The sequence below is a fragment of the Paraburkholderia strydomiana genome, from assembly GCF_031456815.1.
GTDB lineage: Bacteria > Pseudomonadota > Gammaproteobacteria > Burkholderiales > Burkholderiaceae > Paraburkholderia > Paraburkholderia caledonica.
In genome coordinates this window covers 17414-43733 of record NZ_JAVDVL010000023.1, presented here as the reverse complement: position 1 = coordinate 43733, position 26320 = coordinate 17414, and the positions used below count along the sequence as shown (strand labels likewise).

The 26320-nt window shown below is 61.3% G+C and carries 23 protein-coding genes and 1 pseudogene; 10 read left to right on the top strand and 14 right to left on the bottom strand.

The genetic code is table 11. The features are described 5' to 3' along the window. Positions 1-137 precede the first annotated feature (137 nt). Positions 138-368, bottom strand: a pseudogene (locus J2W46_RS33155) (lipocalin family protein); the annotation flags it as partial. Positions 369-778: 410 nt separating this feature from the next. Beyond that, entirely contained in the window at positions 779-1678 is a 900-nt protein-coding gene (locus J2W46_RS33150; protein ID WP_310360044.1) for a LysR family transcriptional regulator, read from the bottom strand. Positions 1679-1788: 110 nt separating this feature from the next. On the opposite strand from J2W46_RS33150, the gene J2W46_RS33145 reads away from it, so the two are divergent. The 5 genes from J2W46_RS33145 to J2W46_RS33125 all read left to right on the top strand — a co-directional run bounded on the left by J2W46_RS33145 (position 1789) and on the right by J2W46_RS33125 (position 7189). After that, positions 1789-3210 (top strand): aldehyde dehydrogenase family protein, encoded by a 1422-nt coding sequence (locus tag J2W46_RS33145; RefSeq protein ID WP_310360040.1) that lies wholly within the window; start codon positions 1789-1791, stop codon positions 3208-3210. Positions 3211-3783: 573 nt separating this feature from the next. Beyond that, positions 3784-4632, top strand: coding sequence for a sensor histidine kinase (locus tag J2W46_RS33140; protein ID WP_374726912.1), 849 nt, complete (start codon positions 3784-3786; stop codon positions 4630-4632). Positions 4633-4972: 340 nt separating this feature from the next. Next, the gene (locus tag J2W46_RS33135; protein ID WP_088174973.1) at positions 4973-5356 is read left to right on the top strand and encodes a BON domain-containing protein; all 384 of its coding nucleotides are present in this window, start codon (positions 4973-4975) and stop codon (positions 5354-5356) included. Between the two features lie 117 nt (positions 5357-5473). Then, complete coding sequence (locus J2W46_RS33130) at positions 5474-5917, top strand: DUF3331 domain-containing protein (protein ID WP_088174974.1); 444 nt, start codon at positions 5474-5476, stop codon at positions 5915-5917. A 12-nt stretch (positions 5918-5929) separates the two neighbouring features. After that, positions 5930-7189: an MFS transporter gene (locus J2W46_RS33125; protein WP_310360034.1), complete on the top strand. Its 1260-nt coding sequence runs from the start codon at positions 5930-5932 to the stop codon at positions 7187-7189. Positions 7190-7216: 27 nt separating this feature from the next. Here the strand turns inward: J2W46_RS33125 and J2W46_RS33120 are convergent, their stop codons facing one another. Next, positions 7217-8605: an aminotransferase-like domain-containing protein gene (locus J2W46_RS33120; protein WP_310360032.1), complete on the bottom strand. Its 1389-nt coding sequence runs from the start codon at positions 8603-8605 to the stop codon at positions 7217-7219. Between the two features lie 160 nt (positions 8606-8765). On the opposite strand from J2W46_RS33120, the gene J2W46_RS33115 reads away from it, so the two are divergent. The 3 genes from J2W46_RS33115 to J2W46_RS33105 all read left to right on the top strand — a co-directional run bounded on the left by J2W46_RS33115 (position 8766) and on the right by J2W46_RS33105 (position 12284). Next, complete coding sequence (locus J2W46_RS33115) at positions 8766-10052, top strand: hydroxymethylglutaryl-CoA reductase, degradative (protein ID WP_088174978.1); 1287 nt, start codon at positions 8766-8768, stop codon at positions 10050-10052. A gap of 361 nt (positions 10053-10413) precedes the next feature. Continuing rightward, a complete protein-coding gene (locus J2W46_RS33110; RefSeq protein WP_310360029.1) occupies positions 10414-10905 on the top strand; it encodes a hypothetical protein in 492 nt (163 codons plus the stop codon). Beyond that, positions 10905-12284 carry a tripartite tricarboxylate transporter permease gene (locus J2W46_RS33105; protein WP_310360026.1) on the top strand — a complete coding sequence of 460 codons (1380 nt, stop codon included), beginning with the start codon at positions 10905-10907 and terminating at the stop codon, positions 12282-12284. The genes J2W46_RS33110 and J2W46_RS33105 overlap by 1 nt, the downstream gene beginning before the upstream one ends. Positions 12285-12353: 69 nt before the next feature. On the opposite strand, the gene J2W46_RS33100 is transcribed toward J2W46_RS33105, so the two are convergent. Continuing rightward, a complete protein-coding gene (locus J2W46_RS33100) occupies positions 12354-14045 on the bottom strand; it encodes an FAD-dependent oxidoreductase (protein ID WP_310360023.1) in 1692 nt (563 codons plus the stop codon). A 409-nt stretch (positions 14046-14454) separates the two neighbouring features. Here J2W46_RS33100 and J2W46_RS33095 point away from each other — a divergent pair, with 409 nt between their 5' ends. Both J2W46_RS33095 and J2W46_RS33090 read left to right on the top strand, forming a co-directional pair. Continuing rightward, positions 14455-15543: an ATP-binding protein gene (locus tag J2W46_RS33095; protein ID WP_310360020.1), complete on the top strand. Its 1089-nt coding sequence runs from the start codon at positions 14455-14457 to the stop codon at positions 15541-15543. Positions 15544-15729: 186 nt separating this feature from the next. After that, entirely contained in the window at positions 15730-17130 is a 1401-nt protein-coding gene (locus J2W46_RS33090; RefSeq protein WP_310360018.1) for an amidase family protein, read from the top strand. A gap of 89 nt (positions 17131-17219) precedes the next feature. Here J2W46_RS33090 and J2W46_RS33085 read toward each other — a convergent pair whose 3' ends face one another. The 10 genes from J2W46_RS33085 to J2W46_RS33040 all read right to left on the bottom strand — a co-directional run bounded on the left by J2W46_RS33085 (position 17220) and on the right by J2W46_RS33040 (position 26218). Then, the gene (locus J2W46_RS33085) at positions 17220-17669 is read right to left on the bottom strand and encodes a universal stress protein (RefSeq protein WP_288829796.1); all 450 of its coding nucleotides are present in this window, start codon (positions 17667-17669) and stop codon (positions 17220-17222) included. Positions 17670-17757: 88 nt separating this feature from the next. Next, positions 17758-18270, bottom strand: a complete 513-nt coding sequence (locus J2W46_RS33080) for an RNA polymerase sigma factor (RefSeq protein WP_310360014.1) — start codon at positions 18268-18270, stop codon at positions 17758-17760. A gap of 756 nt (positions 18271-19026) precedes the next feature. Then, positions 19027-19989: an anti-sigma factor gene (locus J2W46_RS33075; protein ID WP_310360011.1), complete on the bottom strand. Its 963-nt coding sequence runs from the start codon at positions 19987-19989 to the stop codon at positions 19027-19029. Continuing rightward, a complete protein-coding gene (locus J2W46_RS33070; protein ID WP_020070054.1) occupies positions 19986-20534 on the bottom strand; it encodes an RNA polymerase sigma factor in 549 nt (182 codons plus the stop codon). Before J2W46_RS33070 ends, J2W46_RS33075 begins: the two co-directional genes overlap by 4 nt. 295 nt (positions 20535-20829) lie before the next feature. Then, entirely contained in the window at positions 20830-21675 is an 846-nt protein-coding gene (locus J2W46_RS33065; RefSeq protein ID WP_310360009.1) for a CPBP family intramembrane glutamic endopeptidase, read from the bottom strand. A gap of 107 nt (positions 21676-21782) precedes the next feature. Then, positions 21783-22577 (bottom strand): GNAT family N-acetyltransferase, encoded by a 795-nt coding sequence (locus tag J2W46_RS33060; RefSeq protein ID WP_204521168.1) that lies wholly within the window; start codon positions 22575-22577, stop codon positions 21783-21785. A 193-nt stretch (positions 22578-22770) separates the two neighbouring features. Further along, the gene (locus J2W46_RS33055) at positions 22771-24003 is read right to left on the bottom strand and encodes an MFS transporter (protein ID WP_310360005.1); all 1233 of its coding nucleotides are present in this window, start codon (positions 24001-24003) and stop codon (positions 22771-22773) included. Positions 24004-24096: 93 nt separating this feature from the next. Then, entirely contained in the window at positions 24097-25368 is a 1272-nt protein-coding gene (locus J2W46_RS33050; protein WP_310360002.1) for an epoxide hydrolase family protein, read from the bottom strand. Positions 25369-25590: 222 nt separating this feature from the next. Continuing rightward, positions 25591-25878, bottom strand: coding sequence for a hypothetical protein (locus J2W46_RS33045; RefSeq protein ID WP_020070049.1), 288 nt, complete (start codon positions 25876-25878; stop codon positions 25591-25593). Between the two features lie 64 nt (positions 25879-25942). After that, positions 25943-26218: a DUF4148 domain-containing protein gene (locus J2W46_RS33040; protein WP_310360000.1), complete on the bottom strand. Its 276-nt coding sequence runs from the start codon at positions 26216-26218 to the stop codon at positions 25943-25945. Positions 26219-26320 lie beyond the last annotated feature (102 nt).

Here is a 26320-nt window from a genome sequence, read left to right as displayed (position 1 = left end):
TGCGGATTGCCCGTGTGAAAGTAGGTAATCGTCAGGCTCCCCAGCAGCATCAGAAACCCCACCCCACAAAAGGTGGGGTTTCTGCGTTTACGCGGTGGTAAAACGCGGCGATAAAACAGCGAGACCACCTCACAGCCTCACTGCCTGCCGATCCGCAGCGCATCCGCGTAACCCGTCAGTTCCAGATAAGCCCGCCCGAGATCGGCGCCATCGCGGCTCACGCGCACCGCGCCTTCCCAGTACACCGCGCCAGTAGACTGTCGCGAGTCCAGTTCCTGGTCGTCCATCAGCGGATCCAGTTGCCATGTCAGCGCACCGGTTCGGACCGACATCGACACCGGCTACGACGTGTTCGTACGCAGCGAGCGACATGTGGTTTCTCTGCGGCACGCTGCGAATTCTCGCGAGAAGAGACGCTGCATATGAAGCGATTCGCAGCGGCCGCCAAAAAGACCGCTTGGCGGGCAACCTAACCGATTAAACGATCATTGCCGCCCGTCGTGGCGAAACGCTCGCGAGAAGACTTGGAAACCGCGATCGGCCCACAAAAACGGGATCACCCTCAGAGCAACTCCGGCTCAACAGTCCTTCAGCGAACGCAGACCTCGGAACGATCGTTCCTCCAATGGTTGTATCGCGGCGCCTCCACTACAGCACATTGCTGCTCTTGGCTGATCCGACAAGGCAATGCCTCGCTCAGCGACCAGAGAGAAGCAATCACACTCCACCAAGGCCCAAAAAGCCCCACCCATCCCCGCAAAACCAGGTCGTTCGCAACCTATCTGAAATCGCCTACCTCATGAATGAAGTCAATAAGCGCACGCAGCGCCGGCGGCAAATGCCGGTGACCGGAATAGTAAAGGCATAAGCCCGGCACGGGTCTCACCCAGTCATCCAGCACCCGCTCAAGACGGCCCTCGGCCAGGTCATCCGCCACATACCACTCGGCAAGTTGCGCTAGCCCCACGCCTTGTCGTACGGCCTCGCGCATCAAAATAGGCGCATCGAGTACCAATGTACCCGGCACGTCCATGTTGAACCTCTCGGTTCCCCGGTCGAATTCCCAAGGCGACGGCACCCCGCTTGGCAGCCGGGCGCGAATGCACGAATGCTGCAGTAGATCAGCCGGCGTCACAGGTTTAGGATGCCTGACGAAATAGTCAGCCGATCCCACTATGGCCACAGGTGTATCGGCCGTTATTGGCACGCGGATCATGTCGCCTGGAACGCGCGAACTCGAGCGCAGCCCGGCGTCGAAGCCTTCCGCGATGATGTCCACCATCCGTCCTTCGGTAACGAGATCGATGGTGATGCCGGGGTAGCGGTGCAGAAATTCGATCATCACGGGCTGGAACGTCATGAGCGCCGCGCCAAGAGAACTGTTGATCCGAATGGTTCCCGTCAGCTTGTCCTCGCGCTCGCTCACCGCTGCCATGGCGTCCTGGATGTGCGCTACCGCAGGTCGGATCTGATCCACGAATCGCTGACCGGCCTCTGTCAGGGAGACGCTGCGCGTCGTACGGTGAAACAGGCGCACGCCCAGTCTTGCCTCCAGGCCCGCCACCGCGTTACTCACGGCCGATGTCGACATGTCCAGATCAACTGCAGCCGATCGGAAGCCTCGCCGTCTCGCCACCGCCAGCACAACCTCGAGTTCGGTCAAACCGCTTCTGTTCATTGTTCTGGTTTCCGCGATAAGTCATCTCTGACTGCCCATATTATCAAATCAATGCGCCGCCCCCAGACTATCTGTATCCCGGCGACCGCCGGCGCTTTTGGGGAATCAATATGTGGAACATCGACAAGGCATACATCGACGGAAAGTTCGCCCCCGTGCACGGCGACGAAGTGATTGAGACGACCAACCCATCGACGGAGCAGGTCATCGGCACAGCAACGCTGGCTAACCGTGACGACGCCAGGCGCGCAATCGCGGCCGCCCAACGCGCTCAGCAGACGCTCGCGCGCACCAGCAAAGCCGAGCGCATCGATATGCTGATGAGACTGCAGACGACCGTTCTTGCAAGTACCGAGCGCATTCGTGACGCCACCATCGACGAATACGGCGGTCCTGTCGCGCGCGCTCAATGGGTCAGTGAATATGCGTCGCAGTGCTTCGCCAATACAGCGAGAGCGCTCGACGATTACCCGCTGACACGCCGTGTAGGAGACGCCACCGTGTTCATGGCGCCGGTCGGCGTGGCGGGCCTTATCGCGCCCTGGAACAGCACGGCCGGCACGATTTGCAGCAAGCTGGCGTCGGCGATTGCGGCCGGCTGCGCCTCGGTCATCAAGCCTAGCGAGTTGAGTCCCATCCAGACTATGGTGGTTGCCGAAGCACTGCACGACGCCGGCTTGCCGCCGGGCGTCTTCAATATTCTGCTGGGGCGGGGCGCGGACGTCGGCGACGAAATCAGCACCAATCCTGGCGTAGCGAAGATTTCGTTCACCGGCTCGACGCCGACCGGCAAGCTCATCTCCCGTGCCGGGCTCGAAACGATGAAGCGAGTCAGTCTGTCGCTAACCGGCAAATCTGCCTCCGTCATATTGGACGATGCAGACCTCGACAGTGCAATTCCGCTCGCGTTGAACGCCGCCTTTATGAACAACGGCCAGGCGTGCGTGGCCGGTACGCGGCTTCTGGTACCGCGATCCCGCCTCGACGAGGTGATCGAACAGGTGAAGGCAGCGGTCGCAACCATGCGCGTGGGCTATCCGCGCGACCCATCCACGGTCGTGGGGCCGCTCGTCAACCGGGCTCAGTACGATCGCGTGCAGCGTTTCATCCGCCGAGGGATCGAGCAAGGCGCTCTGCTGGTGGCCGGGGGCGAGGGCCGGCCGGCAGGACTCGACAAGGGCTATTTCGTGAACCCGACGGTGTTCGCGGGCGTACGCAACGACATGGACATCGCGCGTGAAGAAATCTTCGGTCCAGTGTTGTCGATTCTGGAGTACGAAAACGAGAACGACGCCATCCGGATCGCGAACGACTCGGTCTACGGTCTTCAGGCGTACGTGTTCTCGTCGCAGACCGGGAGCGCGGAGCGCGTCGCATCGCAACTGGAAGCAGGCACGGTGTTGATAAACCGCATCAAGCCCGAACTTCTCGCGCCGTTCGGCGGGCTGAAGCAGTCCGGATTGGGGCGGGAGTTTGGCGTCTTTGGTCTGGAGGCATTTCTGGAGCCGAAGTCCATCGTCTCGGCGCAGTAAGGCGGAACAGGTCACACCGCATGTCCTCGCGGCGCCTCCGCAATTACCGTGTTTGGGAATCGCCGCTTTTCGAACAGTTGCGCGCCGTCGCGCAACCTTTCTGGAACGCAGTGCAAAAAACATCGCGCAAAAGCGCTGCGTTCAGCGCTGCATATCTACCTCACGCCTGTCCGCAAGCACAGCCCGAGCTTTGCGGACAGGCATTTCCCAGCAACCAGGTTCATCTCTGCTGCATCGCAAACCTTCAAACTGTAGCAGGTACAGTTGGCTGTCTGTAGTCGACATCTGTACCTTTTAAAAGGGTACAAAACACCTATCATTCGCGCATCCGCTTCCAAACAGAATGAGAGCAACTGGAGAACGAAGATGATTGCGTATCCGACTCAGTCAGGTAACGCGCTGCTCGAACGGCCGACGCGGGATCGTACGCATTCGGTTCGACATCCCCGGCGGTTGAGAGGGCGGGCAGGCCGGGCAGGTCGCGTGGGCGCAGTGCTTCTGTTGGCGGGCCTCACTGTCTATTGTGCGCACCTGGGGGAAGCGGTTGCATGGTCCTCGCTGAAAGGCGCCAGCTTGCCGCTCTTCGCAGCGGCCGTCGTCGGAATAAGCCTTGCCGTCGCGGCGACTCTTAAGGCGGCCGAACTGTTGAGCACACTGCGGCAGCTCTCTGCCGCGATAGAAACAGACACCGCGGAAGGTACAGAGGCCATGTTGTCCGAGGACGGACCGCCGGCAATCGCCAGACTGGCTCGCGCGATCAACGCGGCCACCCGCTATCGCGCCGGTCGTCAGGCCGAGCTGCTGCAGGTGCTCGCCGCCTATGCGCACGATCAGCGCACGCCGCTGACACGCATGGGCATGCGCTGCGAACTGCTCGAAGACTCAGCGGTACGCGACGCATTGCAGCGCGATCTCGCGGAGATGGCCCAACTGGTCGAAGCCAGCGTGTCTTGCGCGAAGATGCAATGCAGCGCCGGCGAGCGGACACAGCGGGTCGATGCGGACAATCTGCTAGGCACACTGGTCGGCGATTACCGCGACGCCGGGCGCACCGTGGCATTGGAGGGGAGCGTGGGGCGTCCGCTCGTCACCTGTCCGCATGCGCTGCGCCGTGTGCTGATGAACCTCATCGACAACGCGCTCCGCTACGGTGGCGACGCGCGCCTGTGTGTCCGCGTCGAAGCTCGCCAGCTTGTGCTGGCCGTAGTGGACTCCGGGCCCGGCATTCTGCCTGCGCAAATGGACGCAGTGTTTGCGCCTTGGTACAGGTCTCCGGAGACATCCGCGCGTGCGCCGGGTTCAGGACTGGGGCTCGCGATCGCACGGCGTCTGACGCTCGCAATGCGCGGCGAACTGCAACTGGAAAACCGCTGCGCAGGCGGCCTCGAAGCGCGGCTCACCTTGCCACTCGCGACCGCCTGAATAACCTGGCATAAAAATCGCCCCTTCGTTTCTGCAGGCAGGGCTTGCATACTCAATCGACACCCGGAACAGGTACACCGCGAACCCCGGTTCGCACACGCACCTCTCACGTTCTTCGGAGACACGTTCCAACGGTGCGTCACCGGATACTTGCCGATACCGGGCCGACACATCCGGGATACATTTCGCGCTTCTAATGGACACATGGCGCGAGGTTAGCAAGGTCGAGAAAGCACTCGACGCAATACGTGCCCAGGCACATCGTAGTTGCAGTGATGGTTCTTGCAGTGACAGTTCGATAACTCAAACGATTCTCTCTCATACTTCAAAGGATCAAATCATGAAACTTCGACATCTCGTCGTGAGCAGCGGCCTCGCGATTGCCGTCGCCGCATTCGCATACACGCCGGCCTTCGCGGCGGACGCGGCGGCTGCCGCGTCGGACAGCACCGCAGCGACCAGCAAACCGGCGCCGACCAAGAAGTCGGTTCGGGCAGCTAATCGTGCCTTCTCCAAGACGGTCCATAAGGCGATCTTCAAGACCAAGGGTCTCGAACAGTCGACGATCGCCGTTTTCGGCGATGCAAAGACGGGGCACGTAACGCTGTCCGGTCAGATCGAAAGCGAGGACCAGGAAGGTATCGCGGTCAACGCTGCAAAGAAGGTGCCGGGCGTGACCTCGGTCAGCAGCAAGCTGACGCTGCGCGAGCAAGGCGGAGGCTGATACACCAGGGCGACACATGGCGCAGCGTCTGAACGGATAACTGCGCCGCACGTGTCGTCACCGGCAAGCCTCGGGCCGTTTCGCACTATGTCCACGCACGCTAATGGAGATGGATCGATGACCGTACCTTCCAAAGACCATATCGTGGTTCGCGCGCTGCTGAACGTGCTCGATCCGTCCGCCGAGCAACTCGACGCGTGCGCGAAAAAACCTTTCGTGAAGCTCAAGAAGCGCGGCGTCAACGCATGTGCGCCCACCGCCGACGACAATCGCCGCGTGGTGGGACGGCCAGCCAACATCGTGGTGGTCGAGCGCCTGTCGGCGTGCACGATCAGCGTCTCGTGGAGCGACGCGTGTTCCGGCCGCTACACCGAACAGATCTGGTGCAGCGGTCTCGCTCACGTCGCCGCCGTCTGTGCGCTGACGGGCCGCGCGATCCATCGCGGCGATCAGGTGTTTCGTCCACGCACACGTGAAGTGCGTGTGCCGCCGAATCGCCATCAGATGATTCTTGCCGCGACTATCGGTCATCGCGCCGACCTGGCAATCGCGGGAACGTGACACTACTGGTTTTTGAAGCTCGACGCTCGCGGCTCGCGTCTTCGTGAGCGCAGCAGAACGAGCTTCGTTCGACCAGTCATGCGGATTCTCCCAATGCGCCCATTCAGCGCCTTTTTCGTGCTCATCGGCACCTTGCTCGCAGCGGGCGGGTACGGAGCAACGTTTTTCCTCTCGATGCATTTCCGCTCGATGGGAGGGAACGACCTCGACACCGGACTGGCGCTTGCGGAAGCGACAGTTGGCACGCTCGTCGGAGTCCCGCTGGTGGGCTGGTTCGCTCAGCGCATCGGCGCCGCTCGCACGACCGCTCTTGCGGCGTTGTGCATCGGTTTGGGCGTGGCGGGGTTTGCGTTGATCGACCGCATGAGCGGTTTGAGCGTATTTCCAGGCTTTCTCGTGGGATTCGGCTGGGGCGCGTTCTGTCTTGCTGCGCCGATGGCGCTCGCGGAACGCACGAGCGATACGGACCGCGGCTTCTGGTTCATGCGTTTCGGCACGATCCAGATGGCCGGCATCGGCGGATGTCCTGCCGCGGCCGCGTTCGCCATTCGTTCATGGCATTGGCCGCTTACCAGCGTGCTCTATCTCGTCGGTGGTCTGTGCGCGCTTGCCGCGCTGATGCTCGAAGTTTTCGGCCGGATCTCGCCGCATTCGTCCGCGTCGCCGGTGCAGGAGCGCTGGCTGCGTCAGATAGGCGCTATCAGCCGAACGCGTGCGGCTTATCCGATTGTGATGATCTCGCTTTGCGCCTGCGTTTTCTCAGGCTTGATGACGTTCCAGATGTCTTTCGTGCAAGGCACGCATGCGCAGGCGGGTACCTTTTTCAGCCTGTATGCAGTGACCGTCGTGGCCGCCCGCTGGCTGCTGACGCGCGTCGTGATCCGGCTACATCGCGCAGTCGCGACGAAGCTGCTGCTCGGCATCATGGTGCTCGGCATCGCAGCGATGTCCGCGGTGCCGTACTACACCGGGTTCCATGCCGCGAGCGCCGTGTTGCTCGGGACCGGTTACGGTCTCGTCTATCCGACCATTCAGGCGCAGGCGGTCAACGACTCCGCCGCGATGCACCGGCCGGCCGCATTGACCTGGTTCGTCGTCGCGTACTTTGTCGGCACGTTTGGCTTTCCGGCGATCGGCGGCTGGGTGCTCGTTCATCTGGGCAAGATTGCTTTGATTGCGCTGATCGCGACATGCGGCCTCGCGGCGCTCATGCTCGCGATCATGCGTGACAAGCATGACAGGCACAGCATTGGGCCATTTGCTGGGGCTTGAATAGCCACGGGTTGCGAGTGCGCCGCGTTAAGGCGCAAGCGCGCGCAACGCATTGACGAATCGTTCGTCGCTGAGATAAGCGACGTTGAACCGCGAGTATGCCGAGACGCGTTCCGAAGCAGGCGAGAAAACGGCGCCGGGCGCGAGAATCACGCCGCGCTCCAGCATTGCCTTCGCGAGTTTCATCGAGTCGGTCCATTCGGGCAATGACGCCCACAAGTACATGCTTTGCTCGCTTTCCTTGAAGATCTCCGCGCCCAACTTTTTGAGCGCGGTTTTTGCCGTCGCCGTTGCGCGCTTCAATTTTTCCTGAAGTTGGTTCGTATGCCGAAGGAAATGGCCGTCGCTGACAATGGCCGCGAGCGTCCGCTCGCTGTATTCCGAACTGCTTACGTGAATGAGCATTTTTACGTCGGCGAGATCGCTCGCGAGCGCCGCATTGCACGCGAGAAAGCCGACGCGCAATGCCGCCGACACGGACTTCGAAAAGCTGCCCACATAAATGGTGCGGCGCAGTTGATCGAGTGTAGCGATACGTGTCAATGATCGCGGCCGCAGGTCGGCGAAAGCGTCGTCTTCAACGATGACCGTGTCGTGTGTTTCGGCAAGTTGCAGAATGCGATACGCCTTCGCGGCGCTCGTGTCCGTGGCCGTTGGATTGTGTCCGACCGATTGCGTGAAGAACAGCTTCGGCCGGTGCTCGATCATGCAGCGCTCGAGTTCGGCGAGATTCGGTCCGTCTACTTCGCGCGGCACGCCGATGATATTCGCGCCGCTCAATTTGAGTTTGCCGAACAGCGGGTAGTAGCCCGGATCGTCCACGAGTACGGTGTCGCCCGGCCGCACGAAATAACGCAATACGAGATCCATGGCCTGATTGGCGCCATGCGTGAGAACGATCTGTGAAGGCGCGGCCTCGATCTCATAGCCGGAGAGCTTCTGTTGCAGCGACTGGCGCAGCGGCAGATAACCGTAGCGGCTGCCATAGCGAAATAGCGACGCGACGCCGGTGCGCACAACCCGCTGATGGTACTGATCGAGTCGAGTCGCTTCGAGCCATTCGATAGGCGGAAAGCCTTCGCCCAGATTGAGAACGTCGGGCTTGACCTGTAATTGCTCACGCATTAACCAGACGGTATCCATCGCGCGATCGAGCACGCCGCTTTCTTCTGTTTCAGTCGCGGCTCTTGCTCTTTGCGCGACATAAAAACCGGAGCCCCGCCGAGGCTCGATCAGTCCGCTCGCGGTAAGCATTTCGAATGCGCTGATCACCGTGTTCTTCGAACAACCGGACGCATCAGCATATTCCCTGATCGAAGGAAGTTTGGCGCCCGCCGGAATCACGCCTTCTTCAATCTGTTTGGCGAGATTGTCTGCCATGGAACTCGACAGACTCGCACTTCTACGCAAGCTCATTAACGCGACTCCGGCAGGATATAAAAGTGTCACTGGTACAGTGATTCAACTGTAAGCACCAACTGTACCTTTTAAAGGGGTACGGTCCGCCTATTATTGATCCTTTAATTCATAGTCGCAAGCACGAATGAACGCGGCGACCGTAACCCCGAGGACAGTAATGGCTATTGATTCGACGCTGCCGAATTTCCGTTCACTCAACCCGCAGGAGCGTCTCGCTCATATCTGCAAAGCGGTCGGTCTGGATGATGCGCAATATTCGCAATTGGCAAAGCCCGGCGCGTTGCCGCTCGAAACGGCGAATGGAATGATCGAGAACGTGATCGGTACTTTCGAATTGCCGATGGCGGTGGCCGGCTACTTCCAGATCAACGGCAAAGACGTCATCGTGCCCATGGCAGTGGAAGAGCCGTCCATCGTCGCGGCGGCTTCGTTCATGGCGAAACTTGCGCGAGTAAGCGGCGGTTTTCAGACGTCGAGCACCGGACCGCTGATGCGCGCACAGGTTCAGGTGGTCGGCGTGAGCGATCCCTATGGCGCGAGACTGGCGATCTTGAAACACAAGGACGAATTGATCGGCCTTGCGAATAGCCGCGACAAAGTACTGATCGGCTTGGGTGGCGGTTGTCGCGACATCGAAGTGCACGTGTTTCCGGACACGCCGCGCGGTCCGATGATAGTCGCGCATCTGATCGTCGACGTGCGCGATGCGATGGGCGCGAACACCGTCAATACGATGGCCGAGTCCATCGCGGAACGCGTGGAGCAGATAGCCGGCGGCAAGGTGCGTCTGCGCATTCTGTCCAATCTCGCCGACTTGCGGCTCGCGCGTGCTTCCGTACGCTATTCGGCGGACACGCTCGCTACCAAAGACTATTCCGGTGAGGAGGTGATCGACGGTGTGATCGACGCGTATCTGTTCGCCGCGATTGACCCTTATCGCGCGGCGACGCATAACAAGGGCATCATGAACGGCATCGATCCGGTGATCGTCGCGACCGGCAATGACTGGCGCGCAGTGGAAGCGGGCGCTCATGCGTATGCGTCGCGCGGCGGCCGTTATACGTCGCTCACAACGTGGGAAAAGGCGCAGAACGGCGACCTCGTCGGCACGATCGAGATGCCGATGCCGGTCGGACTCGTCGGCGGCGCTACGAAGACGCATCCGCTCGCGCGTCTCGCACTCAAGATCATGGACGTGAAGTCGGCACAGGAACTCGGCGAGATTGCAGTCGCCGTTGGCCTTGCGCAGAACATGGGTGCTTTGCGCGCGCTCGCAACGGAGGGCATTCAACGCGGCCATATGACCTTGCATGCACGCAATATCGCTTTAGGTGCGGGCGCAACGGGTGACGATGTTGACTGGGTAGTCAAGCAAATGATAAGTTCGGCGGACTTCCGCACTGACTTCGCAATAGAAGTTCTACAGCGTCCGCGAGATGCATGACATCTGCGCGGATACGATTTTGCCGGGGCCGCAATCGACGGTCCTCGCAAAGCGAGACGGCGCTCTGCCGGCACCGGCTATTCCGTTGTACCGGCGCGCCGCGAACATCGCGCCAATAGTGAACGCGCAAACGCGCGCCGATTCGCAACCAGGCGGAGTACTTTCCCGCTATATGACTGAGCTTTCGCTATCACGTGTGAGCTGCGCTTGCTTGAGCAGCGCACATCGTGCGTGACATCTTCGCTGATTAAATTAGACGGAACCTAACCGCAACTCGAAGGCCCACGGCGATGTTCTCGCCGTGCATGAGGCGTCGCGAGGCGCACTCCCAGAATAAAACATCTTGGTCAGGAGACAGACATTGAAATCATCCAGTGCCAGTGCAGCGACGGCCGCCGGCGACGGGTCGGGTATTCACGCGCACGTCGACGCGTCCACCTTCAAGCTTGCCGAAGTATGGGGCGATACCGTCGATCTCCGCCATCTGGCGTGGTCGGTGGCCTTAGGCGTGGCAATTAGCGTCGCCGCGTTCGAGGCCGGCAAGGCGGTGCTGTCGTCCGCTGTTAGCGACGCGGCCATCGTGCGTGCCTACGCAATGCTGATTGGCCTGGGCGGATGCCTCGCGGCGGGCGCGCTCAGTGCGTTCTTCTTCAAACCCAAGCGCGTGGTGACCGACCACACGGTTGGCGAATCGGACCGCCAGCATGTGTTGAAGCAACTCGCTGAAGAAGGAGGCGGCATCGGATCGATCGCCGATCTTCCGCCAAACGCTGCGGCCGAATTAAAAGAGTTGGGACTCTACGACCTGTTCGCCGCATACGAGTTATCCGAGCAAGCAAAGGGAGAACGCTGATGGACTCGCTGATCCAACAGTTTCCGATGGCCTTGGCAATGGGACTGCTCGGCGCTGTCGTCTTCGCGGCGATCGGCCTTGTTTCCGGCACCGACGAAACGACCACGATCGCACCGTTGACCTTGCTGGTCGCATTGCTCAGCGTGCCGCCGGCCGGCGTATTCACATTCTTCATGGCGGGCGCGGTTGCCAAGCACATGACCCACGCCATTCCCACCGCATTGCTGGGCATTCCCGGCGACACGATGGCCGCGCCGCTTCTCCAGCAAGCCGCGATGCTGCGCTCGCTTGGTGTGCCTCATATCGCGTTGCGCAAGATGATCTCCGGCGCGATCGTGGCGGCATTCGTTGCATTGCCTTTCGCCGTGCTGTTCGCCGTCATGCTCGCGCCTTTCGGCAGTCTGATCACGCGCGCCGCGCCGTGGGTGTTTCTGTTCGCGGCGGTTTGCATCGCGTACTTTTCGGCGGGACGGTGGGCTTCGGTGCTTCTACTGATTCCTTTCGTGTTGCTGATAGTCGGATTGCAAACGCTCACGCGCAGTCACGGCGTCAATCTTAGCGTCAGCTATTTTCTCGGCATTGCAATTGGCCCGCTGATTGCCGACCTGTTCTCGATACTCTCACCGGTCGAACGCCGACGCATGCGTCGCGACCACGTGTCGAACTTTGCGCTTGCGCCGGACCTCAAAGGCTGGAGCGGTTACTTTCCGAATCCGCTGAAAGTACTCGACCGGCAACAGACGGCATACACGGTCGCGACGGCGGCGGTATCGAGCGCGACCTTCGTGTTCAGTCCGGTCGCGATGACGGTACTGATGGGCGAGATAGTCGGCGCGCGAATCCGTCATGCGTACCATCGTTTGACGACGGTCATTGCCGTGCGTAACGGCGTGACCGAAGCCACTTACATTGCGGAAGCGCTGATCCCGTTGATCGCGTTCGGACTGCCGCTCAGTCCGGTGGCCGCGGGTCCTGCCGCGCCGCTTTTCAATGCGCCGCCGCGTTTCACCGTGAACACGGCGACCGGCCACATCGACAACCTTCACACGCTGATGACGACCTGGCAGTTTCTCGTCTTCGGTCTGTTGTCCATCGTGCTGGCCGCGTTGATCGCTTATCCGCTCGCGATGAACTATGCACACCGCGCCGCTTCTTTCGTCGCGCGCAAGCTGAGTCACGAGGCGATTATCGCGACGTTCTCCGGGCTGATCGTGGTGATCGGTCTTTGGGAAGGGCAGTTGCTGGGGCTTGCCGTGATCCTCACGGTCGGGCTGTTTGGCGGATTGCTGTCGCGTCTGTTTGCGTTCAATGCGGGCGTCCAGTTCATGGGCTATTACGCCGCCGTGCTGAGCGTGCCCGCTATCATCAAACTCTTCTAACAGAACACCCGCTGCGCGCCTGCTGCGATGACTTCGAATCGCCAGCAGGTCAGCCGCGCCGGGCGCGCATCAAGCCGTAGGCGAAACAGAGCTCAGGAACTGGTGAATTTCGGAGACAACCGCCGCGCCGTCGCCCACTGCGGCGGCGACGCGTTTGGCCGAAGCCGCCCGCGCATCGCCGATCGCGAACACGCCCGGCACGTTCGTCTGCAAAGCGAAACAGGCCGTCTCCGGCCGCACTCCGGCGGTATAGCCCGTTTTGACGAAGCCGCGTTCGTCGATCTCGACGCTGCAATCGCGCAGCCAGCGTGTGTTTGGATCGGCGCCGGTGAACAGGAACAGGTGGCGCGTGGCGACACAATGCGGCCCGTCAGGCGTATCGCAGACGACCGATTCGAGTCCCCACTGATCGCTCGTGACCGCCGATACGACCGTGTTCGTATGCAGCACGATATTGCCAAGCGACGCGATGCGATCGATCAGGTAACGCGACATGCTTTTCGCAAGATCGTCGCCGCGAATCAACATATGGACGCGGCTCGCATGCGAAGCGAGGAATACCGCCGCCTGACCCGCCGAATTGCCGCCGCCAATCAGCACGACCTCGGCGCCCCGGCACAAACGCCCTTCGACGGACGACGCCCAGTAGTAGACGCCGCGTCCGTTCACCGCGTCGAGTCCGGCAATCACGGGCTGCCGGTATGCCGCTCCTGTTGCGATGACGACCGTGCGCGATGCGATCCGCTGTCCGTCTTCGAGCGTGAGCTGCAGCGGCGTTTGTGCGCAATCGAGCGTCTCCACTCTCGCGGGCATTACGATTTCCGCGCCGAACTTAACGGCCTGGACGAACGCGTTCGCGGCCAGTTCGTGGCCCGACACGCCGGTGGGGAAGCCGAGATAGTTTTCGATGCGTGCGCTCGCGCCGGCCTGGCCGCCCGGACCATGGCCGTCAAACACGATCACCGACAGACCCTCCGACGCGGCATATACCGCCGCAGCGAGACCTGCGGGCCCTGCACCGACCACGGCGACGTCATAGGTGCGGGCCGCGTCGACGTCGAGCAGAAGGCCGAGCTTCGCGGACAACTCGCGCGCGTCGGGGTTGCGCAATAACGTGCCGTCCGCGAGCATCACCACGGGATAATCGTTTTCACCGCCGCCCAGACTTGCGAACAGTTCGCGCACGGCGGGATCGATGTCGGGATCGGCGACCGAATACGGATGATCCAGCCGATGCAGCAAGCCTTCGAGCGCGACCAGATTCATGTTGCCCGCGGGGCCGATAAGCACCGGCCCGCAACCTTCATGCACGAGACCGAAGCGGCGCAGAATCACCGAGCGCATGATCGTCTCGCCGATGTGCGCGTCGGCGACCAGCATCGCGCGAATCTGTTCGGGCGGAATCATCAACGCTTCGACGTCGGTGAGCGCGAGCCCGTCCGCGAGCGCGGGCTTCCCACTCAACTGCGCGACTTCGCCGAGGAACTGGCCGGCGCTCAATTCGGCGATGACCTGCGAACGGCCGAGGCCGTCGCGCCGCGTGAGCCGGGCTTCTCCGCTAAGCAGCACGCGCATGCCGAGGCCCGGCTGTCCCGTGCGAAAAATCACATCGCCCGCGTTCCAATGTTCGAGCGTGCCGAAGCGCAGCATTTTGCCGATGTCGGTTTCGCTGAAACGCGGATAGAGGTGATCGCGCGGCGCACCGAGCGATGCGGGAAGGCGCGGCGCTGATGCGTGTTTGCTGCTTCGATCGTGGTTCATCGGATACCTTTCCTTGCGCGCCGGCCGCGCGTCGCCGGGCGCGCAGCGCGGATCGGCGGCCAGGCAATCATGCCGCCGGCCACAGCGACGGTCAAGACAAACGAAGGTATGCCCGCACACACATGGACCGTCCACCGGCAGAAGGTCTTCGGGCCCGGTTCCTAAGCTCGACTGACCATATTCGACGGCCTTCGCTCATACCTACATATGATGGCACTCCGCGCCTCGAACGATATGCTTCTATCACGGGCGATGACGGCGAGCGACTTCCTTTCATCCGACATGCTCGAATGAACAAGCCGCCTTCACACGGCGACCAGATGCCTGCTGCGAAGACCGTCGAAACGCTCGTGCGATTTGAACGCGAGTATCGATGTGCGCGCATCGCGGCGGCGATAGGAGAATCACCATGACGATGATTGCGTTGATGCCATCCGATCCCACTCGCCGATCGCCTGCACCAGTTCGAGCAGATGCCGAAGACTCGGCGTTGCAGCCGGCCGTTGGATTTCGTCGCCTGCTTGTGACTCGCCGGATCCGCAACACAGTGGCAATCGCTGCGTGCGCATTGTTCGTGCCGCTCTTCGACCTGGGTGGCCGGGCGATCACGCTGTTCGTGACTCGCTGTTTCGCCGGAACTGGTTCAGTGGCGATCGCCGCGGGCGTGGCCGTCTCGTTGTCGCTGCTCGCCGCCGCATTGTGGATGTATGTGCGATATCTGCGTGTGAGCATCGAGCATGTGACAAAGGCGATCGAATTGCACAGTGCAAGCGACGATCATGCGCCGCTCCCCGAGCGCGGTCCATCTGCGGTGTTGCGGTTGACTCGCGCAATCGGTTTCACACGCGGCCGTCATGCGGCCCGCCTGGCGGAACTGCTCGATAGTCAGGCCGCTTACGCACACGACCTGCAGGTACCGCTTAAACGCATGGGTGTTCGCTGCGAGACGCTCGACGATCTCGCGTTGCGGCGTTCGCTGACGCGCGACCTCGCCGAGATGAAGCAGCTAGTCGAGGCGAGCATGGCTTGCGCGAGAATGCAGTGCAACGTGGAAGAGCCGCGGACTCATGTGTCTGTCGACGCGCTGCTAAACGGCCTGATCGACGACTATCGCGATGCGGGGCATTGCATCGAACTGAAAGGCGAGGTCGGTTATCCGATCGAGACATGCCCGCATGCGCTTCGTCGCGTGCTCGTCAATCTGATCGACAACGCATTGCGTTACGGCAGCGACGTGCGTTTGCGTTTGCGAGTCGAAGCGCAGGCCGTGGTGTTTGCCGTGCTGGATAACGGACCAGGCATTGAACCGTCGCAGATGGAAGCAGTATTCGCGCCGTGGTATCGCGCGCCGCGCACTGCCGCGCGCGCGCCAGGTTCGGGCCTCGGTCTCGCGATCGCACGGCGACTCACCCATGCGATGCACGGCGAGCTTTGTCTGGAAAACCGCCTGACGGGAGGCCTCGAAGCGCGGCTCACGTTGCCGTTAATCGTCACGTGAACGACGCGACGTCGCGCGCCTCCTTCTTGCCGTTGCTGCATCGCCGTTCACGTGCACGAAGCGTGCTGCTTTCGTAGCGCAATGTATCCGCGGCGCTTCTGGAAAAAGTGGCTTGCAAAGCGGCATCAGTTGGAAATACGGCGGATACGTTGAGCCGTTCAAATAAGAATTCTTATTGGAGGCAACATGAGTGAACTATGGCGTTTGTCCGCGGCCGAGCTTGCCGGACTCGTCAAGACCCGCAACGTGTCTGCGCGCGAAGCGGCGCTCTCCGCGCTGGAGCGGCTCGATGCGGTGAATCCGAAAGTCAACGCGGTGGTTGCGCATCGGCCCGAACTGGTACTCGAGCAAGCGGATAACGTGGACCGCGCAATAGCGCGCGGCGAAGATCCGGGGCCGCTCGCCGGCGTGCCGGTCACGACGAAGATCAATACTGACCACGCCGGTTTCGCAACCACCAACGGTACGCGGTTGCAGGAAAACCTCGTGGCGCAAACCAATAGTCCCGCCGTCGACAATCTGACGAAAGCCGGTGCGGTGCTGCTTGGCCGGAGCAATTCGCCGACCTTCGCGCTGCGCTGGTTCACCTCGAATCAGGTACACGGCCGCACGCTGAATCCGCGCAACGCGAAACTGACGCCGGGCGGCTCGACTGGCGGTGGCGCGGCAGCGGTCACGGCGGGCATTGGCCAGCTTGCGCTCGGCACCGACATCGGCGGCTCGTTGCGCTATCCCGCCTACGCGTGCGGCGTACACGGGCTGCGGCCGACCTTCGGTCGCGTGCCGGCCTTCAACGCTTCGTCGCCTGAACGCGCAATCGGTGCGCAACTCATGTCCGCAACCGGGCCCATCGCGCGGACTGTGCAGGACCTGCGCCTCGGTCTCGCCGCGCTCGCCGCGGCTGATCTGCGCGATCCCTGGTATATGCCGATGCCGCTCGAAGGACGCGCGGTGCCGTTGCACGCGGCCATCTGTCTGCGGCCGGGCGGCTTGCAGATCGCGAAGGAAGTAGAGGACGCCTTGCTCGACGCCGCGCGCCGTTTGGTCGATGCCGGTTGGACCGTCGAGGAAATCGACGACGTGCCGGCGATTCGCGAAGCCGCGCAATTGCAGGAGCGGCTGTGGCTCGGCGACGGCTTCGGGGCGCTCGCCGACATGGTGGCGAGCGACGGCGATCCTGGCGCGCACGCGGTGGTCGCGGCCGCGCGTCTCAAAGTGAAAGACCTGCCTGCCGATGTGATCAGCCGTTCGCTCGTCAGGCGCACGACGTTGCTGCGTCAATGGCGGCTGTTTCTCGACCAGTACGCGGTCGTGCTGATGCCGGTTTCGTCGGAGCTCCCGTTCCCCGACGACCTCGACATGCAGGGCGCAGCAGGTTTCGACCGCGTGTGGGAAGCACAACTGACGATGCGCGCTTTGCCTGCGATGGGTTTGCCGGGTCTGGCGGTAACGACGCAACTCGTCGACGGCGTGCCGGTCGGCGTTCAGATCGTCGCGGCGCACTTTCGTGAAGACCTGTGCCTGCTCGCCGGCGAAGCGATCGAAGCGCGTGGTGCACCCGCGTCGCCTGTCGATCCGGATTGCTAAGTATGTGAAGGTCCGCGCTGTGAAGCACTTGGGGTCGCGAACCACCTGTCGTGCGCGTAACGCAACTTCACGGTGCGGACTATCCGACGCTATGCCGACGGCAGCGTGACGGTGACGATAGTCGATCCGCGCAGGCGTTCGGCCAGATCCAGATGAACCGGCCGCTCGCCCAGCCAGCGCAAGAACCCCTTCTGCGTTCGGTGGCCGACCACCACGATATCCGAATTGAAGTTGGCCGCGTGTCGCGAGACGGCGTCCGCCGTGCGTCCGAAAGTAAGGTAGCCGTGCGCGGTGACGCCGCTGTCCGCGAGTTTGCCAATGGCGGTTTGCAACGTATGGCGCGCGAATTCTTCGAGGCGGCTGTAGGCGAGGTCGCTCAGCATGCCCGCAGAGTGCGCATTTGCGCCTGCCGGGTCGACGACCGACACCACATCGACTGCGGCCGACAACGCCAGCGAGAGTTGCGAACAACGCGACAACGCGGCTTGGGACTCGGCTGTGCCGTCGTACACGAGCAGCATTCTGAAAAGAGATGACATGTGTGTCTATCGCAAGTAGGGCATGAGGGGCGGTGCTGACACAACAACACGCCACCGTGCACGTTTATTCCGCTTGGCGGAGCCGGCGCTATCTCGGCGTTTTGCAGTCGTCATCGAATAGCGCGCCGATGGTCCGCCGCGCGCGCGACAGTCGGCTCATCACGGTGCCCACAGGTATCTGCAACGCGTCGGCCGCCTCCTGATAGCCGAAGCCTTCCACGCTCACCAGCAACAGAACGACACGCTGCGCTTCGGGCAGCCGCTCGACTGCCGCGATGATCTGCTGAGCCAGCGCACCCGCTTCCGACGCGGAGCCCGGATCGGCGACTGTCTCCGACAGCGTGTCGCTCCATTCGGCCTGCAACTGGCTGCGCTGATCCCGCTGCTTCAGATCGTTGAGCCATGTTGAATGGACAATCGAGAACATCCAGTTCAATGCCGAGGTACCGGCGCGCAATTGATGCGCTCGCTCCAAACCCCGTATGCATGCTCTTTGCACCAGCTCTTCCGCGTCGTAGCGATTCCGTGAAAGACGGAATGCGAACGACCAGAGCCGCGGGAGCATGTCGGGGAGCAGAAGTGAGAGATCGGTTTGCTTCATTGCCCATGTAACGCTGATAAGAAATGCCACCCCTCTGCCTGATATGCCGTGTATGTCGCGTGGCCGGGCGGAGTGCTCTAAACCGGCCGAACGCATTCATCAACTGACGCAGGCGGACCACGCGTTACAGAGAATCCTGCTGAAGAAGTCCTTACACCTCTGGCAATGCATCGGACATGTTGTCCAGGCGACGACTATCCCTTCTCTGCGACGCGCATTAACGACTCGAATAACGAAGCCGTACAACGATTGGAACGCCTCAAGGTATCTGGCGTATGTCGGCGAAGTGGAGTTCTGCAATGTTGTGTAGCTGCCGCTCAGATGGATACATTGCAAAAAGAATCGAGGGCGTAATTGGGAAGTATGTGTTGGGAGTGCTGCCCGTTACACACGACATGCCGAGAAGAATGAATGGCGCTGCAACCAGGAAGCGTTGCTGCAGGATGCCAAGTCGGTGTTTCCGCGCATACAGGCGCGTGTTATCGGGGCGCACTGGTTAAACGCGTTCAGGTGGAGTGGTGCTGACTTGCCAGGCGACGCGTGACAGCGGCAATCATCCCAGTGCCGCTCGCCTGAGGATCGCGAGAAGGAAGGGCGGATGCCGCGCGTGTGCCGGCGTGATAGCTAAGACGCAATCTTCACGCGGCGCTGCAGCGAGTCGCCTTCGGATCGCCGATGTTCGTGCAGACAGTGCTGACGCAAGTACTCAAAGCTGCCCGAGGTGCGACACGTGGGCAGTTGTTGAAATACTGTTACTCAACTCGCGAATGGGCGTTCGGCTTTGGACAACTGGCCGATGAGTTCCTCGACATCGCTTTCGGAAATCCGCTTTCCGAGCGCACCGAGATCGGTATCGCCGGGCGTGGCGATCAGCGCATAGCTCAGTTTGTCGCGCCGCCACGTGACGACGTCCATGCTGTCCACCTGTTGTTGCGCGAGCGCCGAGTCGGCTTTTTCGTCCTTCATCACGCACAGTGCAACAGGCAAGCCTTTTTCGGGTAAATAAACGATCTGCACCAGCGGCTTGTTGTTATAACGCAGCCGCTGTATGCGTTTGAATGTCAGTCCGGCCGAACGCAGGTCGGGCACGCGAATAGGCAGTCCGTCGTCGTGACGGATGTTATCGACAACGTGCGCGGCCGCGGCCATATTGGACGAATCCAATGCGACGGTATCACGCGTGTAAAGGCGCTGATAACTGACTGCCGCCATGACCCACGGCGACGCGCCGCCTTGTGCGCCGTCGTGCATGCCGTTCTGCCCGGCCACCTGAGCGGTCGATTGCGCGAAGCCGCCTTGCGCAGCGCCAGGCGCGAAGCGCAGCACCACGCCGCAGCAGAAAGCGCCGGCGACGAACGCGACCGCGAGCCATGGTGCCGCGGTGCGTAAGCGCGAGCGTACCGGCAGGGAAGGGCCTGCGAGAGGATCGGGCTGCGAGTCGGGGGCAGGCGCGCCATGGTTGCCGCCCACCTGCGACGCGGCCGCGGGTGTCGCGTACGCTTGCGCAAGCTCGGCGATCTTACGAGTGAGGCTTTCCGGAACCGGCGGCAATGCCTGTTGCTGGAACGCGCGCCGATACGGCAGCACCGACGCTTCGAGTAACGCAACGCGTTCGGCGACATCGGCCGAGGTGCGAATTGCCTTCTCGACTTCCTCGCGCTCGTGTGGCGTTAGTTCGCCATCCACATATGCCATGAGCAGGATGTCGTCCATTTTCATGCCCCTTGGTCCTTACTAATCGCCGCGCTGTTTACGCGTTCTTCTTTTAGGTCACTAAAGAGGGCGCCGATGGCCTGGCGAGCCCGCGAAAGCCGGCTCATTATCGTGCCGATCGGCACGCCCAGCGCCTCGGCCGCTTCCTTGTAGGAAAGGCCCTCCACGCCTACCAGCAGCATAACGACGCGCTGTGCTTCGGGCAACCGCTGCACCGCCTTGACGATCTGGCCATCCATGACGTTCTGTTCCGGGGTGCGGGCGGCCGGGTCGGCGACGGTTTCCAGGAAGTCGTCGTCCCAATCCATGCCCGAGCGCCCGCGCACGCTGCGCGCGCGCAGTTCGTTGATCCACGTGGATTGCACGATCGAAAACATCCAGCTGAGCGGCGCGGTGCCCGGTTGCAACTGATGCGCGCGTTCTAGTGCGCGCACGCAGGCACGCTGCACGAGATCTTCGGCATCGTGCTGATCTCCCGAAATACGCAGCGCGAATGCCCACAGACGCGGCAGCAGCGGCGGAAGCATGGCGGACAGGTCGGCGGCGGTCATTGGCACGAGTCCTCGTCCGATACGGCACTGCCGGCGTGCACCGGCTCGGCGAATAAGTGCTCTCCGATATGACAGGAGCACCGCTGTCGGGTTGATTCGTGCGGCAGGGTCCGCGTCTGACTCGAACGTCGACGCTTGAGGACCGGTTGCGGTATCTGACGAGTATCCATGGGTTCAGGCGAAATTGGGCAGGCAATCCATCAACACGTAAACAACCCGATCGAATTATTATTCCATCAGGGCTGAAACATAACGCAAATTGCCGTATCGCACTTACCCGGCGCATTTGGGCTTTTTATGACCGGGCGATGAATGGATAGGTAAACAAGCCGAATTGCACCAGATTGAGTCCGAAGTGCGTAAGCATCGCGGCCTGCAGTCCGCCGGCACGATACGCCAGGCCGTAGCCGAGCCCCGATAGTCCCGCCAGCACAACCAGAGCCGTGCCACCCTGATAGTGCGCGAGACCGAAGAGAACGGCCGCGACGATCAGTCCGAACCACCAGGCTTGCGGCCGCGCTTTCATCAAGCGCGTTATTCCTGCCTGAATATAGCCGCGGAAGAATGCTTCTTCAGCGAACGCAACGAACAGGAAATTGTTGAGCATCCAGAGCCATGCGAGATGCGGCCACTTCGGCGCCCATGCAATCGAGCCGGCTTCAAACGCAATAAAAAGGCAGACCGCCGACGTGAGCGCACAAGCGCCGAGCGCAGAAACGGCCACCACCGGGAATGATTTCTTCAGCTGAACCCACGGATAGGTGAGTACCAGCCAGAAGCCGATTAACGGCTTATCGAAGTTCAGGTACATCGTATAAGGCGCGGCGTCGGGCGTGAAACGCGTGGCATCGATCACCTTCAGGTTCTGAAAGCCCGGTAACCAGTGCTGAAAGAGGCCGAGCGCCACGATTACGAAAACGACATTGCAGAGCAGTTTGCCGAGCGGCGAAGGGTTCCACTGCAACAGAATGCCGGTGCACAGCAGTAAGGCAATCGGAAGTATTGCGAGTACATGCAATTGTCCAAGTGCAAACGCGAGCCCGTAACCGATAGCGAGAAGGACTAATGTCAGTCGGCGGGGCGCTCGAAAAATTGCCGTGGAAGCGGCGATAAAAATGGCAATCCATGGCAATGCGGCCATTAGAACTTCCGGAAATATGTAAAGGCTATTGTTTGCTCTGCGCCGCGGCTTTACACCGCGGCTTAGCAGCACAGCTAGCAACGCGGATATGCGCGTCAGCTCACGCTTCAGGCCGGCCGATAAGTCTTGAATACCGTCGTGCGATGGTAGCCGACTCTCATGTAAACGGGCAGGCCCGCGTCGGTAGCGTGCAGGATGGTCCGCCTGATCGCCGTTGCATGGTAGGCCGCATTAAGCGCATAACGGACGGTGGCCTCGCCGAATCCGTTGCGTTGTGCGTCTGGCCGCGTCGCTACGAGCGCGAGATAGATGGCGCCGTCGTTGACGATCGCTGCTGCTGTCGAGACCGGCTGACCGTTCAGATAGCCGATGTAAGCAAAAGCAGTTTTCTTCCAGAACGTCGAGCCCGCAAGGCCCGCGCGTCCTGCTTCGAGCGGAAAACCGTATCCTTCGCTATTGATGTCGGCATAGGCCTGCAATGCCGTTTCGCTGTCGACGCGCGCAAAGTCCAGCACCGGATGCGGCAAGCCCGCTTCGACCGGCAGGATATCGCCAGCCATACCGGTGATATCGAGCGCGAAGGTCAGATTCTCGCTCGCGGCGATTGCGTCGAGTTCTTCACGCGCCGCACCGCTCAGCAGATCTTCGCAGACGTACACGAGGCCGCTGTGCTGTTTTGCCAGCATATAAGTACGCGACATTCTCAGGCGAACGCGCAGCAGATCGCGATCCGAAATGTTCTCGTTGATGAATAGCGCGTTCCAGAACGGAAACGGGCTGTCCGCCCAGCACACCGAGAGCCCCGCTTTATCGCGCAGATCGGCGCCCTTGCGGTCGCCGGCCAGTACTTTCCACATTGACACGTACTGGTCGTTGGATTCGAGAATTTCTGATCTTTTCATGACTATGGGGCTGTTGGATGAAGACGCGATGCGCGGCAAAGCAATGGCGCCAAGATGCCTGCTGACGCGTATTCGAGCGTTGTATCAGTCAAGAACACCTGAGCCTCCGGCTTTATTCCAATGGCACGGTGTTTTTGGCAAAACGGGTTGTTATCGCCAGATGCGTCGTTGAAAGCGCGCCGGCAGGTGTCGATCAACGCGGCTCGGACATCGCGGGCATCGCTTTGCTTCCCGATTGCGACAAGGGTCTTAATAGCGGCACCATCGACGTAATCGCGACAGCTACCAGGAAGAGCATCAGATACGAGGCGAAATAGCCGTCCGTGCGATCTCGCAGAAAGCCGAAGCTCAACGGCCCGAGCGCCGCCACCAGATAGCCGACGAACAGCATGAATACGCTCCATGCATTGGTCTCGGCCGGCGTATGGGTGTTGTCGAGCGGCAAGGTCATCGCAAGCGTAAAACACATGCCTTGGCCGATGGCGATCAATACGATGCACGGCACGGGAAAAGCCGTAGGGGCGAAAGCAAGGCCGCCGAGTCCAAGCGCCGTGATAGCCGACGCGAGTCCCAGCCAGCCGCGCCGGTCGCTCGAATGGCCCGCTTTCATGCCCATACCAAAGCTGCTCAACGCGAACACGCAAGTGAAGAGGCCGAGAACGAGGCCGGGTGAAAGCACAGCGATATTCATCTCCGCACTCGACGAAGCAAGCCACGCGAAGCAGGCATAGACAATGAACTGACTCGCGCCGAAGTAGATGGCAACGCGCCACGCGTCGATTCTCGTCCACGGAAGTCCGGCCGCCGCCGCAGATTTCGCGGGCTGGCGTTGTTCACGTTCACCGGTCTCCGGTTGCTGGAAGCGGTGAGCGAGTCTGCGCCAGCTCACAATGGCTGTGATGCAAAGCGCACTCCATAACGCCACGGCCACGCGCCAGCCGCCGAGGCTATGCGCGATATAACCCGACGAGCTTGCGGCAACAGTTGCGCCCACGCTGAGTCCCGCGCTGTAGATGCCCATGAAGTACGACGCGTCGCGCGCAAAGTGCTTTTTGACCCACCCCCCAATCAGGGAGCCGGAGATTGCGATGCCGATTCCCGCGAACACGGTGCAAACGAGCAGCACGGCCGCCGAGCCTGCCAGTGCGCGGGCAATCATCGCAATGCAAAGCAGAGCGAGCGCGGCGACCACCGCGTTGTCCGTGCCGAACCGGCGCGCGACGCCCGGCGCGACCAGCGCGAACACACCCATGCAGATGTCGGGAATCGCAGTGAGCAATGAAGCCTGCGTGTAGCTCAGGCTGAAACTCCTCTGTATCGAATCGAGTACCGGGCCGATCGAAACGATTGGCGGACGCAGCGCGACCGAAAGTATCAGAAGGGCAATGGCCGCGGCCGCTTTCTTTGTATTCGTGGATTCAGGCATGGAATTCCTGGCGTTCTGGCACTCGCTGCCGACGTTGGCATGCGAAACGTCACGGCGACAGCGCGAGGCGCTCGCCGTGACTTACCGCTCTTCTTAACGCAGCGTGCGGAACGCGGCGCGAACTTCGGTTGCGAACAGTTGCGGCTGTTCCCACGCGGCGAAGTGACCGCCTTTGTCGACTTCGTTGAAATAGATGAGGTTGTGATAGGCGCGCTCGGTCCAGCTACGCGGCGCCTGATAGATCTCACCGGGAAAGACCGTCACCGCGGCGGGCAACGAGATATCGACGGCATTGAAGTTGTTGGAATGATCTTCCCAATATATCTGCGCGGCAGAAGTTGCGCTGTCCGTCAGCCAATAGAGCGAGATGTCGTCGAGAATTTCGTCGCGGGTGAGCGCGCGTTCCGGCACGCCGCCGCTATACGTCCATTGCGAAATCTTGTCGTACATCCAGGCGGCCTGGCCCACAGGCGAATCCGCAAGTGCATAACCGACGGTTTGCGGGCGGGTCACCATCATCGATGCATAGCCGCAATTGTCGCGATAGAAAACATTCAGCGAGTTATAGGCGGCTTTCTCTTTCGGCGACAGATCGGCCGGCGCCGGTTCTCCAAGCAGGAGCAAGGTAGCGAGATCCGGCGGTACGGTTGCGGGCATGTTGACGTGAATGCCGATCAAGCCTTTTACTTTTTGCATCGCCATGCGGTGCGAGATGACCGATCCGCAATCGCCGCCTTGCGAAACGAAACGCGTATAGCCGAGACGCGCCATCAACTCGCCCCACGCGCGAGCGATATGGTCTGAGCCCCAGCCGGTTGTCTTCGGTTGTCCGGAGAAACCGAAACCCGGCAGTGACGGCACGACGATGTGAAACGCGTCGTCGGCACTTCCGCCGTAAGCGGTGGGGTCGGTAAGCGGCCCGATGACCTTGATGAGTTCGAAAATCGAGCCCGGCCAGCCGTGCGTCATGATGAGCGGCAAAGCATTCTTGTGGCGGGAACGTACATGAATGAACTGGATGTCGAGCCCGTCTATTTCGGTCATGAACATGGGCAGCGCGTTCAGTTTCGCTTCGCCTTTACGCCAGTCGTAATCAGTGCCCCAATACTGCGCTAGCGCCTGCATTCTGACGAGCCGCACGCCTTGCGATTCATCGGCGACGGTTTCCTTGCCTGGCCAGCGCGTGGCAGCGATGCGTCGGCGCATATCGGCGATATCGGCTTCGGGTACGTTGACCTTGAACGGACGAACCTTGCTATCGCCTGTCGCGGCGAACACGGAGCCGGGGATCAGCCCCATGGCGCCGACTGCGACAGAGGCGGCAAGAACGTGACGTCGAGCGGGAGAAAACGGTGTTGAAGACATGTTTGATTTCCTGACGCTATAAGAAGCCGGTGAGCCGTTCGCGGCGAACCGGAAAGTTCACGAAGAGAGCGCTCCACCGCCGGATCTGTCGATGAGCAAGCGGTATGGAGCGCGAGTCAGACAGCAGCGGACTCAGATCACAGTGATAACGACGTTGCCGGGCATCGGGGCGAATAGCGACACGTCGTATGTGTGAACGATGCAGACATCAGTGATGGGTAATCAGTGATGTGTATACGGCGCGATGGAAACGCCGGACATTGCGCGCGAGCCTGCTTGCGAAGTCGTGTCGGGCATGCCGCCGTAAGACTGCGCGGCGTCGTCCGCGCTGGCCATCGACTCGGCCTGTTCAGCGCGCACGGTCTGCTCGCTCTGGCCGCGTTGCGAGGACGGCGCGCCGACGAGCGGGTTGTAGTGAGGCGCCGGACCGTAACCGCTGCTGGCGAAAACCGGCGCGGCAACTGCGGCACTTGCGCAGAGAACCGCGGCTATAACAAGGCGCTTGATCATGATGGAACCTCCAATGAATGAATTGGCAGCAAATGTTCTGTGTGGCTGAAATGGGGCGGCTAACCTAGCTGCCTTGATAGAGCTTGCTGAGTGCTGCAAGCTGACCGTCTTTCTCGGCGCGCACCAGTTCCTGGCGAACTTCGGCACGAGTCTTCGATTTCAATGCGGTCTGGGCCGGTGCCCAGCTAGCCGCTTGCTGAGCGTCAAAGGTGGTGATGGTGGTGCTGGCGTTGGCGCTGCTGTTGGTGTTGGCGCCGGCGGAACTCGCCGCAAAAGCGGAAGCGCTCATTGCGGAAGCGGCCAAAGCAGCAAAGGCGAAACCTATGATCGAGACTTTCATGTCGTGCTCCTGAAACAGATCGGGTGGAAAGCATCCGTACGGGCATCTGAAAGTCGGCCGGGAACAGTGAGGTCCGCCGCGTCGCGTTGTTCAGATTCCGTC